Here is a 16,441-nt window from a genome sequence, read left to right on the forward strand (position 1 = left end):
CTATCGTGGGAACCCTTCCAGCGAAGAACAGGTGCCGCAATGACGTGGAGCAACTGGGCCGGTACGGCCAAGGCCACCCCGCAGCGGGTGCACCGGCCGCGCAGCGCGGCCGGGATCGCCGAGGTCGTGCACGGGGTTTCCGAGGCCGGGCGCCGGGTCCGGGCGTGGGGCAGCGGGCATTCGTTCACCGCGATCGCGGCCGCCGATTCCGACGCGCTCGACCTGACCGGGTGGACCGGCATCGAACGCGCCGATCTGGAGAAGCAGCAGGTCACGGTGCGTTCCGGCACTACTTTGCGCGCTCTCAACGCGGCGCTGGACGCGCTCGGGCTGGCGATGACGAATCTCGGCGACATCGACGCGCAGACCATCGCGGGCGCGATTTCCACCGGCACGCACGGCACCGGTGCGCGGTTCGGCGGGATCTCGACCCAGGTCGTCGCGCTGGAACTGGTGCTGGCGGACGGTTCGCTGGTCCGCTGCGCGGCCGACGAGCGTCCGGAGCTGTTCCACGCCGCCCGCGTCGGCCTCGGCGCGCTGGGCGTGATCAGCACGGTGACGCTCCAATGCGAACCGTCCTTTGCGCTCTCCGCGCAGGAGCGTCCGGAGCCGCTGGAGCAGGTCCTCGACGGATTCGACGAGAACGCGGCGGACAACGACCACTTCGAGTTCTACTGGTTTCCCTACGGCCGCAAGGCGTTGGTGAAGCGCAACAACCGGCTGCCGCTGGACGCCGAGCGGAAACCGTTGTCCCGCCTGCGGCAGTTCGTGGACTACGAACTCACCGAGAACGTCGCGTTCGGCGGGCTGTGCCGGCTCGGCCGCGCGGTGCCGAAACTGGTGCGGCCGCTGGGCGCGTTCGCCTCCCAGGTGTCCTCGCCGCGCGAGTACAGCGACCTCTCGCACCGCGTTTTCGTCACCCACCGCGGCGTGCGGTTCGTCGAGTCGGAGTACGCGGTCCCGCGCGAATCGGTGCTCGACGTGCTGGCCGAACTGCGCGGGGTGGTGCCGCGGCTGAAAGACCCGGTGGCGTTCCCGGTCGAGGTGCGGGTGGCCGCCGCGGACGACATCTGGCTGTCCACCGCGAACGGCCGCGCCTCCGCCTACATCGCGATCCACCAGTTCCTCGGCATGCCCTACCGCGAATACTTCACCGCGTTCGAGAACGTCGTGGGCCAGGTCGGCGGACGGCCGCACTGGGGGAAGATGCACGACCTCGACGCGTCCGTGCTGCGCACCCGCTACCCGCACTTCGACGATTTCCTGCGGGTCCGCAAGGAATGCGACCCGGCCGGGACGTTCGCCAACACCTACCTCGACCGGGTCCTCGGGACCGCGTGATCAGTTCGGCTCGAACAGCGAGCTGACCGACTCTCCATTGTGGATTCGCCGCATCGCCTCGGCCAGCGCCGGGGCGATGGACAGGATCCGCAGTTTCTCCGTGCGTTCCTCGACCGGCACCGGCACGGTGTTCGTGCAGACGATCTCCAGCACGTCCTCCTGCCCGCCGATCCGCTTGAGCGCGCCGTCGGCGAACAACCCGTGCGTGCAGGCCACCCGGATCGTCCGCGCGCCCAGCTCGCGCAGCCGGTCCAGCAGTTCCAGCACCGTGCTGCCGCGCGCGATCTCGTCGTCCAGCACGATGATGTCGCGTCCGGCGATCTCGCCGATCACCGACGTGATCTCGACGCGGTCGTCGGCGAACCGCTGTTTCGCGCCCGCCGCGACCTTCGTGCCGAGCAGCCGGGCGAAATGCGCGGCTTCCTTGGCGTTGCCCAAATCCGGCGACACGACCGTGGTTTCCGAGAGGTCGTACTGCCGGAAGTACCGCGCCAGCTCGTGCAGCGCGTGCAGATGGTCGACCGGAACGCTGAAGAACCCGTGCACCTGCGGCGAGTGCAGCGTCATGGTGAGCACGCGGTTCGCGCCCGCGGTGACCATCAGGTCCGCGACGAGCCGGCCGCCGATGGAGATCCGCGGCGCGTCCTTTTTGTCCGAGCGGGCGTACGAATAGTGCGGCATCACCACGGTGGTGCGCGCGGCCGAGGCGCCGCGGGCCGCGTCGAGCATCAGCAGCAGCTCGACCAGGTTTTCCTGCACGGGTTTGACCAGCGGCTGGATCAGGAAGACGTCCCGCTCGCGGCAGTTGGCCTGGAGCTGGACCTGGAGACAGTCGTTGGCGAACCGGTCGATCTCCACCGGAAGCAGCGGAACGCCCAGGTTCGCGCAGATTTCCTCGGCGAGTTCGGGGTGCGCGCTGCCGCTGAAGACCGCGATGTCGCGCATCAGATCCGGGACACCGCGTCGGCGATGGAATCGTCGCCGGAGACCAGTTCCAGCGTGCGCCGGGCGGTCGCCGGGGTGTCGAGCAGCGCCAGCAGCACCGCGGCGACATCCTCGCGCGGGATCGCCCCGCCCCCGACCGTCTCCGCGATTTTCACCCGGCCGGTGCCGGAATCGTTGGTCAGGCGGCCGGGTCGCAGGATCGTCCAGTCGAGGTCCCGGGCCTTGAGATCTTCCTCGGCGGCGCGCTTGGCCCGCAGGTAGGCGGCGAAAACCGGCTCGTGGCCGGGGTCGTCGGCCTTGTCCGCGTTGATCGAGCCGACCTGGATGAACCGGCGGACGCCCGCCCGCTCCGCCGCTTCGGCGAACAGCACGGCCGCGCCGCGGTCGACGGTGTCTTTGCGGCCCTCGCCGCTGCCCGGGCCGGCACCGGCGGAGAACACCGCGGCGTCCGCGCCTTCGAGCGCCTTGGCGACCGCGTCCACATCGGACTTTTCGAGGTCGAGCACGACCGTCTCGGCGCCGACCGCGGTCAGGTCGGCCTCGTGGTCGGGGTTGCGCACGATGCCGACCGGCGCGTCGTGCCGCTGCGCGAGCAGCTTTTCCAGGTGCAGGGCGATCTGGCCGTGTCCGCCAGCGATGACGACTCGCATGCGCCCGACTCTATCGCCGCGCTGGGCCCGACGCCGGTGCTTCAGTCCGCCTCCGCGGGAACCGGGGCGGCCGCGTCCTCGCGCAGCAGCAGGTCGTAGGCCATCTCATTGACCCAGCGCGACACCGGGTCCTCCTGCAGCAGCACCCGGTCGTGGTGGGTGTCGAGGTCGAGGTCCGTGGTGGCGTACGGGTCGGCGGTGACGACCGCGAGGCCGTAGGCGCGGGCGCGCGGCAGGCAGTTCGTCACGTAGTCGTCGGTCAGCACGGCAGGCGATGGAAGAACCATCGCGGCCTCGCCGTAGCGCGAGAAGGGCACCGCGGAGGCCATCGCGGTCCGCCAGTGCCGGGCGACCGCGAGGACGCCGATGATCTCGGCGGCCGGCGCGGGTGCGGTCGCGGCCAGCTCTGGCCAGGTCCAGGTGTCGACGAGGGCGCGATCGGCGACGGGACCGACACCCATCGCGATCCGCTCCGCGTGCACGTCGGTCTTGAGCTTCGCGACGATGCTGACCTTGCGGCCGAGCAGAGTCGTCGCGGGCAGCACCACGCCGTTCCAGCCCAGCAGGGCCGCGGCCTTGCGCGCCAGCTCGTCGACGCTCGCGGGGAGCTCGATCGGCGGCAGCACCCGGCTCGCCGTCGTCCGGCTGCGCTTCGCACCGCCGGCGACCGTCGAGCGCTCGGTGTTCTGTGGGGTAGCCGCCACGAGTCCGCCTCCTTCAAGCACCTGTTCCTCATGACCGGCGAAAACCGGTACATGAACTGAGTACCAGGGCAAAGTCCCGAGGTCTCCGGGTTGCCCGGCCGCGTGCGATCGGCGGCGCTCAGCGGTCGGTGACCGGTCGGTAGGCGGTCGTTCGACTTCAGCCCGACCGTGCGGCCAACCGAGTGAGACCGGGGTGAGTGGTGCACACAGAGCGCGTCCGCCGGGTGGCGCGCCACTCCGCTGGAGGCGAGGCAAGCGGCGCAGTTGATTACTCCGATTGGCCTAATCAACGCGGTTCCACAGTGGACTTTCGCTGGTCACGGGCCTCACCCGGATGGCGGGTGAGCTTCGCCGCAGCGGGGGTTCCCGTCTCCGGTTTAGGGTTACCCGTCGGTCAAGTACCCGCCGGGAGGACCAGGATGCGCTCGCCGAAGGACTTCTTCGCCCCGCTCGCCGTCGGAGCGCCGCAACCGCCGCGGCAGATCCCGGTGCGGCCGTCGCGCATGATCCACTTTTTCGACCCCGGCAACGAAAAGATGGCCGCGAAGGTCCCTGACCTCGCGAAGAAGACCGACGTGCTGCTCGGCAACCTGGAGGACGCGGTCCGCGCCGATCGCAAGGAAGCCGCGCGCGCCGGACTGGTGTCGATCGCGAAGGCGACCGATTTCGGCCGCACGCAGCTGTGGACGCGGGTGAACAGCCTCGACTCGCCGTGGGTGCTGGACGACCTGATCACGCTGGTCACCGAGATCGGCGACAAGCTCGACGTGATCATGATTCCGAAGGTCGAAGGCGCGCAGGACATTCACTACGTCGACCGGTTGCTGGCGCAGCTGGAAGCGCGGGCCGGACTGACGGAACCGCTGCTGGTGCACGCGATCCTGGAAACGGCGAGCGGCGTGGCGAACGTCGAGGAGATCGCCGGCGCGTCGCCGCGCATGCAGGGCATCTCGCTGGGCCCGGCCGACCTGGCCGCGAGCCGCCGGATGAAGACGACCCGCGTCGGCGGCGGGCACCCGGGTTACCTGGTGCGCACCGACCCGGTCGGCGAAGATCTCAACGAGGGCCGGACGACGTATCAGCAGGACCTGTGGCACTACACGGTCGCGCGGATGGTTGACGCGTGCGCGATGAACGGAATCCTGCCGTACTACGGGCCGTTCGGAGACATCCGCGACGTGGTGGCCTGCGAGGACCAGTTCCGCAACGCGTTCCTGCTCGGCTGCGTCGGCGCGTGGAGCCTGCACCCGGTGCAGATCGACATCGCGAAGAAGGTTTTCTCCCCGTCCCCCGCCGATGTCGCCTGGGCCCGCCGCGTGATCGCCGAGATGGGCGACGGCACCGGCGCGGTGATGATCGACGGCAAAATGCAGGACGACGCCTCGGTCAAGCAGTGCCGGGTGGTCGTGGAACTGGCGGACGAACTGGCCGCGACCGACCCCGAACTGGCCGCCGCGTACGACGCCGCGACGAAGGAGATCCAGTCATGACCGAACTCCGCCCGCGGCGGTCCGTGCTGTACATGCCCGGCGCGAACGAACGCGCGCTGGAGAAGGCGAAGACGCTTCCGGCGGACGCGTTGATCCTGGATCTGGAAGACGCCGTCGCGCCCGATGCGAAGGAAGCCGCGCGGGAACGGGTCTGCGCCGCGGTCGGCACCTATGGCTCGCGCGAGGTGACGATCCGGGTCAACGGCCTGGACACCGAATGGCACGACGCAGACCTGCGCGCCGCCGCGGCCGCCGGTCCCGCCGCGGTGGTGGTGCCGAAGGTGAACTCGGCGGCTGAAGTGCACAACATCGAGCGCGCGCTGGAACTCGGCGGAGCACCGGAGCACACGAAGATCTGGGCGATGGTGGAGACGCCGGTCGCGATGCTGCACGCGGAAGAGATCGCGGGGGCGTCGGAACGGCTGACCGTGCTGGTGATGGGCACGAACGACCTGGCGAAGGAACTGCACGCGGAGTTCGTGCCGGGCCGGGGACCGTTGCTGGGCGGGCTTTCGCTGTGCCTGCTGGCCGCGCGCGCGACCGGGAAGGTGATCCTGGACGGGGTCTACAACGACGTCAAGGACGCTGAAGGCTTCGAGGCGGAATGCTTGCAGGGGCGGCAGTACGGGTTCGACGGGAAGACGTTGATCCACCCTTCGCAGGTGGAGCCGTGCAACCGGATCTTCGCGCCGTCGGAGGAGGAGATCGACCGGTCGAAACGGATCATCGCGGCGTTCGAGGAAGCTTCGGCTGCGGGACGCGGTGTGGTGACGGTGGACGGGCGGATGATCGAGAACCTGCACGTGGAGAACGCCCGCCGGGTGCTCGCGCTGGCGGAGGCGATCGGGGCGAAGTGACGGCGACGGACTCCCCGTCGCCGCACTCGCCCTGAACCTGCTCAGAGCAGGTTTTTCTGCACCTTCCCCATCGCGTTGCGCGGCAGGGCTTCCAGGATCCGCACCTCGCGCGGTCGCTTGTGGACGGACAAGGTGCCGGCCACGAACTCCGTCACCGTGGCGCCGTCGAGGCCGTCCCCGACCACGTAGGCGACGATTCGCTGCCCGAGGTCGTCGTCCGGAACCCCGACCACTGCCGCTTCGCGCACACCGGGGTGGGCCAGCAACGCGTGTTCCACCTCCCCGGCGCCGATGCGGTAACCACCCGATTTGATGAGGTCGACCGACTCGCGCCCCACGATCCGGTGAAACCCGCCGGAGTCGACGACGGCGATGTCGCCGGTCCGGAACCAGCCGTCCTCGGTGAACGACTCCGCGGTTTTGCCCGGCAATCCCAGATATCCGTCGAAAAGCGTCGGGCCGGACACCTGCAGCTGCCCGAGGCTCTGCCCGTCGCGGCGAACCGGTTCCCCGCGATCGTCGCGCAGCCGGGTTCGAACGGCGGGCAGCGGCAGGCCGACCCAGCCCGGCCGCCGCTCGCCGTCGTGCCGGGTGCTGAGGGTGATCAACGTTTCGCTCATCCCGTAGCGTTCGATCGGCGCGGACCCGGTGAGTCCCGCCAGTTTTTCGAAGACCGGCTTGGGCAGCGGCGCGCTTCCCGACACGAGCAATCGGGCGGACCTCAGCGCCCGCGCGGTGGACGGCTCCGCGCACACCCGGGACCACACGGTCGGGACTCCGAAATACAGCGAACCCCGCGCTTCCGCGTAAGCCGCGGGTTTCGGCCGCACGGTGTGCGTCAGCGGCGAACCGACGCGCAACGCACCGAGGACGCCCAGCACCAGGCCGTGGACATGGAACAGCGGAAGCCCGTGCACCAAGGTGTCTTCGGCGGTCCAGCCCCACATGTCGCTCAGCGCGTCCAGGCACGCGGCGATGGCCGAGCGCGAGAGCACGACTCCCTTCGGGGCTCCGGTCGTGCCTGAGGTGTAGACGATCAATGCCGGGCTTTCGGCGGCAGGTTCCGGATAGCTCGTCGTGGAGCGCGCCGAGACGTCGATCGGCACGACCGGGAGTTCGACGTCGCCCGGCGCGTCGCCCAGCCAGAGCTGGACGCCGGAGTCGGCCAGGACGTGCCGTCGCTCGGCCGGTCCCGAGTCCGGCGGGACCGGGACCACCGGCACGCCCGCGGTCAGGCAGCCCACCACGGCGACGATCGTTTCCAGGCTCGCGGTCGCGTTGACGGCGACCCGGCCTGCCCCGGCGATCCGGTCCGCGACCGCGGCGGCGGCCCCGCGCAGTGCGCCGAGCGACATCGAGGAATCGCCGACCCGGACGAACGGGCCGTCCGCGGAACCGGTCGCCAAGGCGGTCAGCAGGGGCTGGTTGGTGTCCTTCACTGGTTTTTCGTCCTCACTCGGGCAGTGGTTTGTTGCGGGTCTCGGGGACCAGCGGGAGCAGGAGCAGGCCGACGACGAACACGGCGGCGGTGGACGCCAGCGGCACGGCGAGCGAACCCAGTTCGCGGATCGCGACGCCGAGCACGAACGTGCCGACCGCCGCGAACCAGCGGGAGATCGTGGTGGTGAACGCGAACGCGGTGGCCCGGAACAACGTCGGGTACTGCTCGGGCAGCCACACGGTGAACACCGCGAAGTTGGCCCCGCCGAGGCCGAGGATCGGCAGGAACACGAAAAGCAGCGGCAGATTCCCCAGCGGGTACGCGATGCCGTAAGTCCCGACGATGCCGACCGTCATCAGCGCGAAGAACAACGCCAGCGCTCCCCGGCGGCCGAGCTTGTCGGCGAGCCATGGCGTGCCGATGCAGCCGACGACCGTGAAGATCGCCGAAATCGCGGCCGCGAGGCTGGCGAGCTGGGGACCGTGACTCGTGCCGGTCTCCTTGGCCAGCGTCGTCACCGCGGTCGGCACGTAGGTGGCCGTGGCCCACAAGCCGATCACGCAGGCCCCGAGCAGCAGCAGATTGCCGATGGTCCGCCGCCGGTAGCCGCGGCTCATGATGTTGCGCAGCGGGGCGAGCAACGACGTCCGCCGGGCGGTTTCGGCCTGTGCCGCCCACTTTTCCGGCTCCTTCGTGTTCCGCCGGATGAACAGCACGAGCAGCGCGGGCACGATGCCCAGCAGGAACAGGCCGCGCCAGCCGAGCTGCTGGCCGAAGGCCAGGTAGATCACGGCCGTCAGCAGCTGGCCGACGTAGTTGGCCGAATGCAGCACCCCGCCGAGTTTGACCCGGAGCCGCTCGGGCACCGCTTCCGCGACCAGCGTGGCCGCCATCGCCCATTCGCCGCCGATCCCGACCGCGCACAGGAACCGGAACGCCATCCAGGCCCAGACGTTCGTCGAAAACCCGGCCAGCGCGGTGAACACCGAGAAGAGCAGGATGCTGCCGATCATCGCCGGCCGCCTGCCGAAGCGGTCCGCGATCGGGCCCCAGATGAACGAGCAGCCCCATCCGGCGAGGAACAGCGCGCCGCTGAGCTGGCCGTAGAAACCGATGTTCGCCACGTTCGGGGCGATGCCGGACGGCGGGAGCAGTTCGCTCAGCGTCGGCGCGAGCACCAGGCCGAACATCGCGAGCGTGAACCCGTCCATCGCCCAGCCGCCGAAGGATCCCCAGAACGCGTTGCGCTGGGCGCGGTTCATCCGGGCAGGCGGGCTCGGATCGGCCTGGCCGGCGCGGGGCCGTTCGCCGTCGGCTTCCTTGATCGTTGTCATGACCACCTCACTGTGGTCCACAATGCGGACCGATGGACTACTATGTGGACCGGTAGCGTATGAACGGGATCACCGAAGGTCAAGGGGTGGCGAACGTGAACAGCGTGCTCACTGCGTTGCGGGTGTTCGAGGCGGTCGCCGCGGCGCAACCGGCCGGGTTGAGCGAACTCGCGCGCCGGCTCGAGGTCCCCAAGAGCACGGTGCAGCGCTGCCTCAAAACGCTCGCCGACGCGGGCTGGGTCCGGCCGGAGCCGAACGGGGAAGGCCGGTGGGTGATCACCGGGAAGGCGTTCAGCATCGGCAGCGCGGTCAGCTTCGGGCCGCGGTTGCGCGAGATCGCGCTGCCGGTTTTGAGCCGGCTGCAGAGCGACACCCGCGAGACCATCCACCTGACGGTCCCCGACGACGACGCGATGGTGCTGATCGAACGGCTGGACAGCCCGCATCAGCTTCGCGCGTTTCTCCAGCTGGGCACGCGGCTTCCCCTGCACGCGGCGTCGAACGGCAAGGCGTACCTGGCTTCACTGGACGACGCGGCCGTCGAATCCTTCCTGCACAACGGTCTTCACAAGGTCAATGACCACACCGTCACCGACCCCGACGTCATCCGGCGGGAAGTCGCGGAGATCCGGCGACGCGGTTACGCGGTCACCAACGAAGAACTCCACGAAGGCATCGCCGCGGTCGCCGTCGCGCTCAAGACGGCGGACGGCGAAACCTGCGGTTGTTTCAGCATTTCCGGGCCGACGACGAGGTTGACGCCCGACCTCTACGCGACGTACGGCGAGAAGGCGCTCGCGGCGAAAGCGGAGATCGAGCGGTTCCTGTCGTACTGAGGTCCGCTCAGTTGACCGGCCAAGGACGCTGTTCCCCGCGCAGCTTCTCGAATTCCGCCGCGACCCGCAGCACCTCCAGGTCCGCGAAGCGGCGGCCCGCGATCTGCAATCCGATCGGCAAACCCTCCGGGGTGTAGCCGCAGTTCAGCGATACCGCGGGCTGGCCGGACATGTTGTACGGCACGGTGAACGCGATGTGCTCGAACGGGCGCGCCGGGTCGTTCGTCGGAGACGGCCAGTCCGCGGGCGGCGGCAGGACGGGGCAGGTCGGCGAGAGGACCACGTCGTACGGTTCCGTCGCGCGCAGGGCGGCCACGCTGATCGCGTCGATGGCGGCGAAACCGCGGTAAGTGTCCACTCCGGACGCGTCCGCTCCCCCGGCGGCCCATTCCGCGATGTACGGCAGGACTTTCGCGCGTTGCTCCTCCGGCAGCGCGACCAGGTCCGACCAGGCGCGGACTCGCCAGAAGGTGTCCAGGCCGTTCAGGTGTTCGCGGGTCAGGAACGGGGCGACGGGTTCCACCTTCGCACCAGCGCCAGAGAACAACTCTGCGGCGGCGGTGACCGCGTCGGCGACCTCCGGGGCGACGGGGAGGCCGACGCCGGGGTCGAGGTGCAGGCCCACGCGGAGGCCGGTCAGGGAACCGCGCAGGGAAAGCCAGTCGATCGAAGCGGGGGGCAGGCTCAGGTGGTCCCGCGAGTCGGGCTGGGCCAGGACGCTCATCAGCAGGGCGGTGTCGGCGACGGTCCTGGTCAGGGGTCCGGCGACGCGGCCGAGGAAGGGCGGGTCGACCGGTACGCGGCCGAAGCTGGGTTTCAGGCCGACCAAACCGCACCAGCCGGCGGGGAGGCGGATGGAGCCGCCGATGTCGGTGCCTACGTGCAGGGGGCCGTAACCCGCGGCGGCTGCGGAGGCGGCTCCCGCGCTAGAGCCGCCGGGGGTGCGCGTGACGTCCCACGGGTTGCGCGAAGCGGCGTGGAAGCTCGAGAGGCCGGAGGTGAGCATGCCGTAGTCGGGCATGGTCGTCTTCGCCAGCAGTACTGCGCCTGACTCGCGTACGCGCGCAGCGGCGGGGGCGTCGGCCGAAGCGGGCTTCAATGCGGTCGCGGCGGTGCCTAGCGGCGTGGGGACGCCGACGGAGGCGATGTTTTCCTTCAGGGTCAGAGGGACCCCGTCGATGGGACCGGAGGGCTCGCCGGCGTGCCAGCGTGCTTCGGACGCCTTCGCTGCTTCGCGCGCTGAAGCAGCGTCGTAGGCGTACAGCGCGCGCAGTTCTGGTTCGCGGGCATCGATGCGGGCGAGGACGGCTTCGGTGACTTCGACCGGCGAGAACGTCTGTGCGCGATACCCGGCTACCAGCTCGTTAGCGGTCAGGTCAGCCAACTCGGTCATCGCGGAACCTCCGATTCACGAAGCGGGTGGGTCAAAGCGGCCGTCGACCGCGGTCCAGCCGCCGTCGACAGCCAGGACGGAGCCGGTGACGAAGGTCGAAGCGTCCGAAGCGAGGTACACGACGGCGCCGGCCAGTTCGTCCGCGCGCGCCCAGCGGCCGAGGGCGCCCTTCTGTGCGTACGCGTCGTACCAGTCGGGGCGCGCTTTGATCTGTGCGGTCAATGGTGTCTCTACGACGCCAGGGGCGATGGCGTTGACGCGTACACCGGACGGTCCAAACTCAGCGGCCGCAGTGCGGAAAAGCTGCACAAGGCCGCCCTTCGTTGCCGCGTACGGGCCTTGGCCGGGTTCGACGGTGGTACCGCGGATCGAGGAGAAGCCGATGATGCTTCCCCGGCCCTGCGCGACCATCGGTGCGCCGAACGCGCGCAGCACCTCGAAGGCAACGCCTAGGTTCAGCTCCACCACGCGGTCGAACTCTTCGCGCGTGTAGTCCAGCAGGCGTTTCCGGACGTTGGTGCCCGCGGTCAGCACGACGGCGTCCAGCGGTCCCAGTTCCTCGGCAGCGGCGGCGATGGCACCGGGAGCGAGCAGGTCGATCTCGTACGGCTCGCCGACGCCGGTCTCCCGAGCCGCGGCGACGTCGCGGTCCGCGCAGATCACCGACGCGCCGTGCGCGGCCAACGCACGGGCAGCCTCCCGGCCGATCCCGCTTCCCGCGCCGAGCACGACGGCCCGGCGACCGTCCATTCGGAACAGTCCGGCGTAGTTCACGGGCGCAGCACCGCCATCCTGGTCACGGTCAGCTCTTCCACCGCGAATCGCGGCCCCTCGCGGCCGATCCCGGAATCCTTGACCCCGCCGTAGGGCATCGTGTCGGACCGGAAACCCGGCACCTCGTTCACCACTACCCCGCCGACCTCCAGCTCGTCCAGCGCGCGGAACGCGGTCTTCAGCGAGCGGCTGTACACGCTCGCGTGCAAGCCGTACCGCGACGCGTTGACCGCGGCGAACGCTTCGTCCACATCGGACACTGTGCGCAGGCAGACGACCGGGCCGAAGATCTCCTCGTCCCAGCATTCGACCCCGTCCGGGACGTCCGCGAGCACCGTCGGCTCCAGCACTCCGTCCCGCACCGAACCACCGGCCAGCAGCCGGGCACCCGCCGCGATCGCTTTGTCGACCCACTCGGCGACCCGGGCGGTGGAGCGTTCGTCGATCAGGGCTGAAACGCGGGTTTCCGGGGAACGTGGGTCACCAATGGTCACTTCACCGAGCCGCGCGAGCACCTTGTCGGTGAACTCCGCGGCCACGGACGACACCGCCAGCACTCGCTGTACGGAAATGCAGGCCTGTCCGGACGCGTAGAACCCGCCGCGCAGCACGGCGTCCGCAGCCGCATCGAGGTCGGCGTCCTCGGCGACCACCAGCGCGGCGTTCGAGCCCAGCTCCAGCAGGGTCTTCGTCGGCGCGGCATCGCGGGCGATCTGGTGACCGACGGCGGCCGAGCCAGTGAACGACACCGCACCGATCCGCCGGTCCGTGACCAGCGCCGAGCCGACGGAAGCGTCGCCGGTGACCAGCTGGACCATCGCGGGCAAGTCCGTGCACGAGCGGACGAGGTGCACCAGCCACAGCGTGGCCAACGGGGTTTGCGGTGCCGGCTTCACCACCACTGGACAGCCCGCGGCAATGGCCGGAGCGATCTTGTGCGACGCCAGCAGCAGCGGGTAGTTGAATCCGGCGATGCCGACGACCACCCCGATCGGCTTGCGCTTCCAAAACCCGACCAGCCCGTCGCCGGAGGGCAGCAGGTCGAGCGGCACGGTTTCGCCGTGCAGCCGCGACACTTCCTCAGCCGCGGCCTCCCAGGTGACGATCGTCCGCGCGACCTCCACCTGGCAGTCGACCAGGGGTTTCCCCGTCTCCAGCACAAGCAGCTGCGCCAACTCCGCCCGCCGCTCCCGCACCGCCGAAGCCACGTCGTTCAGCAACGTCCGTCGAGTTCGCGAAGGCAGCGAAGCCACGTCGCGAGCCACTGCTACTGCTTCATCAATGGCCCGGGAAGCCAGTGAAGCAGTGCCGACCGGCGCGGTGCCGATCACGCTGCCGTCATAGGGAAACACGACGTCCGCGGTATCCACTGTGGACACCCAGCCGGGACCGATCGGCAGGCCGTCCGGGTAGTCAGGCATCCGTTTCTCCCTTCAACCGCGCCAGCTCGGTCCGCAGATTCGGCGCGGCGGCCAGCAGTTCCCGGGTGTACTCGTGCTCCGGCTGCGCGTAAACCTGTTCGACCGCACCGATTTCCACGATCTCCCCCTGGCGCATCACCGCGACGCGATCGCACACGTGCCGCACCACGCCGAGGTCGTGCGAGACGAAAATCAGCGTCAGCGAGAACTCGTCGACCAGCCGGGCCAGCAGGTCCAGGATCTGCGCGCGCACCGAAACGTCCAGCGCGCTCACCGGTTCGTCCGCGATCAGCACGCTCGGATTCGGCGCGAGCGCGCGGGCGATCGAGATACGCTGCCGTTGCCCGCCGGAGAACTGGTGCGGGTACCGCATCGCCGCGTCCTCGGGCAGTCCGACCGCGGTCAGCAGCTCGGCGACGCGCTCCGGCGACCGGCGGCCGAGCGGTTCGGACACGATGTCCCGCACGCGCATCCGCGGGTCGAGCGAGCCCATCGGGTCCTGGAAAACGATCTGCATTTCCCGCCGGAGGAACCGCAGCTTCCGCTCCGGCAGCGAGTCGATCCGCTTGCCCTGGAACGAGACCGTGCCCGCGGTCGGCCGGTCCAGCGCGGCGAGGAGACGGACCAACGTGGACTTCCCGGAGCCGGACTCGCCGACGATCCCGAACCGTTCACCAGCGGAAACGTCGAAACTTACGCCGCGCAACGCGTGCACGTCCCGCCGCGCGTACCGCCGCTCCAAGTCCCGTACGGAAATCATCGCGCGCCCTCCAGATCGGACGCCGCCAGCAACCGCTGCGTGTACGCGTGCTTCGGAGCGGTCAGCACCTCCCGCGTCGAGCCATGCTCCACAATGGACCCGTCGAGCATCACCAGCACCCGGTCGCACATCTGCGCCACCACCGCTAGGTCGTGCGTGATGAACAGCAGCGAACTCTCCGCCGACAATCGCTCGCGAATCAGGCCGAGGATCTGCGCCTGCACGGTGACGTCCAGCGCGGTGGTCGGCTCGTCGCAAATCAGCAGCGCCGGGTCGTTGGCCAGCGCGATCGCCAGCACCACCCGCTGCCGCTGCCCGCCGGACAGCTGGTGCGGATACGCCCGCGCGACCCCTGGCAACCCGACCGCGGCCAGCAGTTCCTCCGCCGGCCGCCCGCGCCGGCCGTGCACCCGGAACGGCTCGGTGACCTGCCGTCCGATCCGCATCGCCGGGTTCAGCGCCGTCATCGGCTCCTGGAACACCATCGCCATCCCGTTGCCGCGCAACCGGGACAGCTCCTTTTCCGGCGCGCCGAGCAGCTCCCGGCCGTCGAGCCGCACCGAACCGGTGGCCGACAGCCCCTCCGGAAGCAGGCCCAGCACGGACAGCGCGGTGAGCGATTTCCCGGACCCGGATTCGCCGATCAGCCCGACCCGCTCGCCCGCGCCCAGCTCGAACGAAATCCCCCGCACCAGGTCCGCGACCCGCAGGTTTTCCACCGTCAGCGTCATACTCGGGCCGCCAATCGGGGGTCGAGACGGTCGCGCAGACCGTCGCCGAGAAGATTGAAGCCGAGCACCGCCACCGCGATCGCGACGCCGGGCACGAGCGCCAGCCGCGGATGCGCGGTGAGCAGTTCCTGCGATTCCTGCAGCATCCGCCCCCACGACGGCGTCGGCGGCCGCGTGCCGAAGCCGAGGAACGACAACGCCGCCTCGGCCAGCACCGCGATCGCGAACGACACCGAAGCCTGCACGATCAGCAGCCCGCCGATGTTCGGCAGCACGTGCGACCAGGCGATCCGCGACCGCGACCGGCCGCCTGCCCGCGCCGCGAGCACGTATTCGCTGCTCATCACCTGCAACGAACCCGAGCGCGCGATCCGGGCGAACGACGGGATGGTCGCGATGCCGATGGCGGCCATCGCGGTGAGCGTGTCCGCGCCGAAGACCGCGCCGAACATGATCGCCAGCAGCAGCGCGGGAAACGCGAGCACCAGGTCGTTCACCCGCATCACGAACTCGCCGAGCCACCGCGGGGCCATCGCGGCCAGCACGCCCAGCGGAGTGCCGAGCACCGCCGCGATGCCGACCGCGACCACGCCGACGTACAGCGTGGTCCGCGCGCCGACAAGGAGCTGGCTGAAGACGTCGCGGCCGAATTTGTCCGTCCCGAACAGGTGGTCCGCGGAGAAGCCGAGCAGCCGGTCCGCCGCGTTGACCTGCACCGGGTCGTATGGCGTCCAGACGAACGACACCAGCGCGGCCAGCACGACGAGCGCGACCAGGATCCCGCCGAGCAGGAGATTTCCGTTGCGGCGCATCAGGACCCCCGCAGTCTCGGGTCGAGCACCGAATACAGCACGTCGACCACGAAGTTCACCAGCAGCACCCCGGCCACCAGCACCAGCACGATCCCTTGCACGGTCAGCAGATCGCGCCTCGCGACCGCGTCCAGCAGCATGCTGCCGAGGCCGGGCAGCACGAACACCCGCTCCACCACGACCGCGCCGATCAGCAGCGTCGTCAGCTGCAGGCCGAGCACGGTGACCACCGGGACGGACGCGTTGCGCAACCCGTGCCGGAACAGGGCTTGACCAGGCAAAAGACCCTTGGAACGGGCAGTGCGCAGGTAGTCCTGGCCGAGCGTGTCGAGCACCGCCGAGCGGACGTACCGGGTGAGCACCGCGCCCTGCACCAGGCCGAGCGACAACGCCGGGAGGATCAGTCCGCGCAGGAACTCGCCCGCGTCCTGGTTCGGCGGCGTCCATCCGCCGCTCGGCAGCCAGCGCAGCTGGACGGAGAAAATCTGCACCAGGACGATGCCCGCGAGGAACGCCGGGATCGCCACGCCGACCTGCGACAACCCGGAAACCGCGACGCCGCTGGCCTTCCGGTGCCGCACCGCGGCGAACGCGCCCGCCGGAAGGGCGATCACCAGCGCGACGAGCATTCCCGCGCCGACCAGCCACAACGTGACGCCGAGCCGGTCCACCAGCTGCGGGCTGATCGCCTCGCGCGTGACATACGACCGGCCGAAATCGCCGTGCAGGACCCCGCCCATCCAGCTCAGATACTGCTCGACCAGCGGCCGGTCGATGCCGAATTCGGCGCGGGTCTTCGCGAGCAGCTCCGGCGTCGCGTTCACGCCCAGCGCGACCTGCGCCGGATCGCCCGGCAGCACCGCCATGAACAGGAACACCACGATGGACGCCACGAACAGGCTCACCGCGAACACGGCCACCCGCCGCAGCACGCGCGCGGTCATGCCGGCCT

General features: G+C 70.0%; 16 protein-coding genes. 4 read left to right on the forward strand and 12 right to left on the reverse strand.

The genetic code is table 11. The features are described from left to right. Positions 1-39: 39 nt before the first annotated feature. Positions 40-1,341 carry a D-arabinono-1,4-lactone oxidase gene (locus F9C12_RS23330; RefSeq protein ID WP_409461849.1) on the forward strand — a complete coding sequence of 434 codons (1,302 nt, stop codon included), beginning with the start codon at positions 40-42 and terminating at the stop codon, positions 1,339-1,341. On the opposite strand, the gene F9C12_RS23335 is transcribed toward F9C12_RS23330, so the two are convergent. The 3 genes from F9C12_RS23335 to F9C12_RS23345 are packed head-to-tail and all read right to left on the reverse strand — an operon-like array spanning position 1,342 to position 3,640. Continuing rightward, the gene (locus F9C12_RS23335) at positions 1,342-2,286 is read right to left on the reverse strand and encodes a ribose-phosphate diphosphokinase (protein ID WP_409183987.1); all 945 of its coding nucleotides are present in this window, start codon (positions 2,284-2,286) and stop codon (positions 1,342-1,344) included. Further along, a complete protein-coding gene (locus F9C12_RS23340) occupies positions 2,286-2,936 on the reverse strand; it encodes an SDR family oxidoreductase (RefSeq protein ID WP_409461850.1) in 651 nt (216 codons plus the stop codon). Before F9C12_RS23340 ends, F9C12_RS23335 begins: the two co-directional genes overlap by 1 nt. 41 nt (positions 2,937-2,977) lie before the next feature. Next, entirely contained in the window at positions 2,978-3,640 is a 663-nt protein-coding gene (locus tag F9C12_RS23345; RefSeq protein ID WP_409461851.1) for a hypothetical protein, read from the reverse strand. 419 nt (positions 3,641-4,059) lie between these two features. On the opposite strand from F9C12_RS23345, the gene F9C12_RS23350 reads away from it, so the two are divergent. After that, complete coding sequence (locus tag F9C12_RS23350) at positions 4,060-5,130, forward strand: HpcH/HpaI aldolase/citrate lyase family protein (RefSeq protein WP_067578441.1); 1,071 nt, start codon at positions 4,060-4,062, stop codon at positions 5,128-5,130. Next, positions 5,127-5,987, forward strand: a complete 861-nt coding sequence (locus F9C12_RS23355) for an HpcH/HpaI aldolase/citrate lyase family protein (protein WP_409183989.1) — start codon at positions 5,127-5,129, stop codon at positions 5,985-5,987. The genes F9C12_RS23350 and F9C12_RS23355 overlap by 4 nt, the downstream gene beginning before the upstream one ends. 41 nt (positions 5,988-6,028) lie before the next feature. On the opposite strand, the gene F9C12_RS23360 is transcribed toward F9C12_RS23355, so the two are convergent. Together F9C12_RS23360 and F9C12_RS23365 are read right to left on the reverse strand one after the other, a co-directional pair. Beyond that, a complete protein-coding gene (locus tag F9C12_RS23360) occupies positions 6,029-7,426 on the reverse strand; it encodes an acyl-CoA synthetase (RefSeq protein ID WP_409461852.1) in 1,398 nt (465 codons plus the stop codon). A gap of 13 nt (positions 7,427-7,439) precedes the next feature. Continuing rightward, positions 7,440-8,762, reverse strand: coding sequence for an MFS transporter (locus F9C12_RS23365; protein WP_409461853.1), 1,323 nt, complete (start codon positions 8,760-8,762; stop codon positions 7,440-7,442). A gap of 86 nt (positions 8,763-8,848) precedes the next feature. Here F9C12_RS23365 and F9C12_RS23370 point away from each other — a divergent pair, with 86 nt between their 5' ends. After that, a complete protein-coding gene (locus tag F9C12_RS23370; protein WP_409461854.1) occupies positions 8,849-9,598 on the forward strand; it encodes an IclR family transcriptional regulator in 750 nt (249 codons plus the stop codon). Between the two features lie 7 nt (positions 9,599-9,605). On the opposite strand, the gene F9C12_RS23375 is transcribed toward F9C12_RS23370, so the two are convergent. Genes F9C12_RS23375 through F9C12_RS23405 form a run of 7 tightly spaced genes read right to left on the reverse strand, consistent with a single transcriptional unit; the run spans position 9,606 to position 16,433 of the window. Then, positions 9,606-10,991 (reverse strand): amidase, encoded by a 1,386-nt coding sequence (locus F9C12_RS23375; protein ID WP_409461855.1) that lies wholly within the window; start codon positions 10,989-10,991, stop codon positions 9,606-9,608. 15 nt (positions 10,992-11,006) lie between these two features. Continuing rightward, the gene (locus tag F9C12_RS23380; protein ID WP_409461856.1) at positions 11,007-11,765 is read right to left on the reverse strand and encodes an SDR family NAD(P)-dependent oxidoreductase; all 759 of its coding nucleotides are present in this window, start codon (positions 11,763-11,765) and stop codon (positions 11,007-11,009) included. Next, complete coding sequence (locus tag F9C12_RS23385) at positions 11,762-13,186, reverse strand: aldehyde dehydrogenase family protein (RefSeq protein ID WP_409461857.1); 1,425 nt, start codon at positions 13,184-13,186, stop codon at positions 11,762-11,764. The genes F9C12_RS23380 and F9C12_RS23385 overlap by 4 nt, the downstream gene beginning before the upstream one ends. Continuing rightward, positions 13,179-13,946: an ATP-binding cassette domain-containing protein gene (locus F9C12_RS23390; protein WP_409461858.1), complete on the reverse strand. Its 768-nt coding sequence runs from the start codon at positions 13,944-13,946 to the stop codon at positions 13,179-13,181. Before F9C12_RS23390 ends, F9C12_RS23385 begins: the two co-directional genes overlap by 8 nt. Then, complete coding sequence (locus F9C12_RS23395) at positions 13,943-14,677, reverse strand: ATP-binding cassette domain-containing protein (RefSeq protein ID WP_409461859.1); 735 nt, start codon at positions 14,675-14,677, stop codon at positions 13,943-13,945. The genes F9C12_RS23390 and F9C12_RS23395 overlap by 4 nt, the downstream gene beginning before the upstream one ends. Then, positions 14,674-15,489, reverse strand: coding sequence for an ABC transporter permease (locus tag F9C12_RS23400; RefSeq protein ID WP_409461860.1), 816 nt, complete (start codon positions 15,487-15,489; stop codon positions 14,674-14,676). Before F9C12_RS23400 ends, F9C12_RS23395 begins: the two co-directional genes overlap by 4 nt. Beyond that, positions 15,489-16,433 carry an ABC transporter permease gene (locus F9C12_RS23405; RefSeq protein ID WP_409183999.1) on the reverse strand — a complete coding sequence of 315 codons (945 nt, stop codon included), beginning with the start codon at positions 16,431-16,433 and terminating at the stop codon, positions 15,489-15,491. Before F9C12_RS23405 ends, F9C12_RS23400 begins: the two co-directional genes overlap by 1 nt. Between the last annotated feature and the right edge of the window lie 8 nt (positions 16,434-16,441).

The sequence above is a fragment of the Amycolatopsis sp. GA6-003 genome, from assembly GCF_046267895.1.
Classification (GTDB): domain Bacteria; phylum Actinomycetota; class Actinomycetes; order Mycobacteriales; family Pseudonocardiaceae; genus Amycolatopsis.

Bases quoted from the DNA above. Each gene is read 5' to 3' on its own strand.
- F9C12_RS23330 (WP_409461849.1), top strand. From the start codon at position 40: ATGACGTGGAGCAACTGGGCCGGTACGGCCAAGGCCACCCCGCAGCGG.
- F9C12_RS23335 (WP_409183987.1), bottom strand. From the start codon at position 2,286: ATGCGCGACATCGCGGTCTTCAGCGGCAGCGCGCACCCCGAACTCGCC.
- F9C12_RS23340 (WP_409461850.1), bottom strand. From the start codon at position 2,936: ATGCGAGTCGTCATCGCTGGCGGACACGGCCAGATCGCCCTGCACCTG.
- F9C12_RS23350 (WP_067578441.1), top strand. From the start codon at position 4,060: ATGCGCTCGCCGAAGGACTTCTTCGCCCCGCTCGCCGTCGGAGCGCCG.
- F9C12_RS23355 (WP_409183989.1), top strand. From the start codon at position 5,127: ATGACCGAACTCCGCCCGCGGCGGTCCGTGCTGTACATGCCCGGCGCG.
- F9C12_RS23365 (WP_409461853.1), bottom strand. From the start codon at position 8,762: ATGACAACGATCAAGGAAGCCGACGGCGAACGGCCCCGCGCCGGCCAG.
- F9C12_RS23375 (WP_409461855.1), bottom strand. From the start codon at position 10,991: ATGACCGAGTTGGCTGACCTGACCGCTAACGAGCTGGTAGCCGGGTAT.
- F9C12_RS23385 (WP_409461857.1), bottom strand. From the start codon at position 13,186: ATGCCTGACTACCCGGACGGCCTGCCGATCGGTCCCGGCTGGGTGTCC.
- F9C12_RS23390 (WP_409461858.1), bottom strand. From the start codon at position 13,946: ATGATTTCCGTACGGGACTTGGAGCGGCGGTACGCGCGGCGGGACGTG.
- F9C12_RS23395 (WP_409461859.1), bottom strand. From the start codon at position 14,677: ATGACGCTGACGGTGGAAAACCTGCGGGTCGCGGACCTGGTGCGGGGG.
- F9C12_RS23400 (WP_409461860.1), bottom strand. From the start codon at position 15,489: ATGCGCCGCAACGGAAATCTCCTGCTCGGCGGGATCCTGGTCGCGCTC.
- F9C12_RS23405 (WP_409183999.1), bottom strand. From the start codon at position 16,433: ATGACCGCGCGCGTGCTGCGGCGGGTGGCCGTGTTCGCGGTGAGCCTG.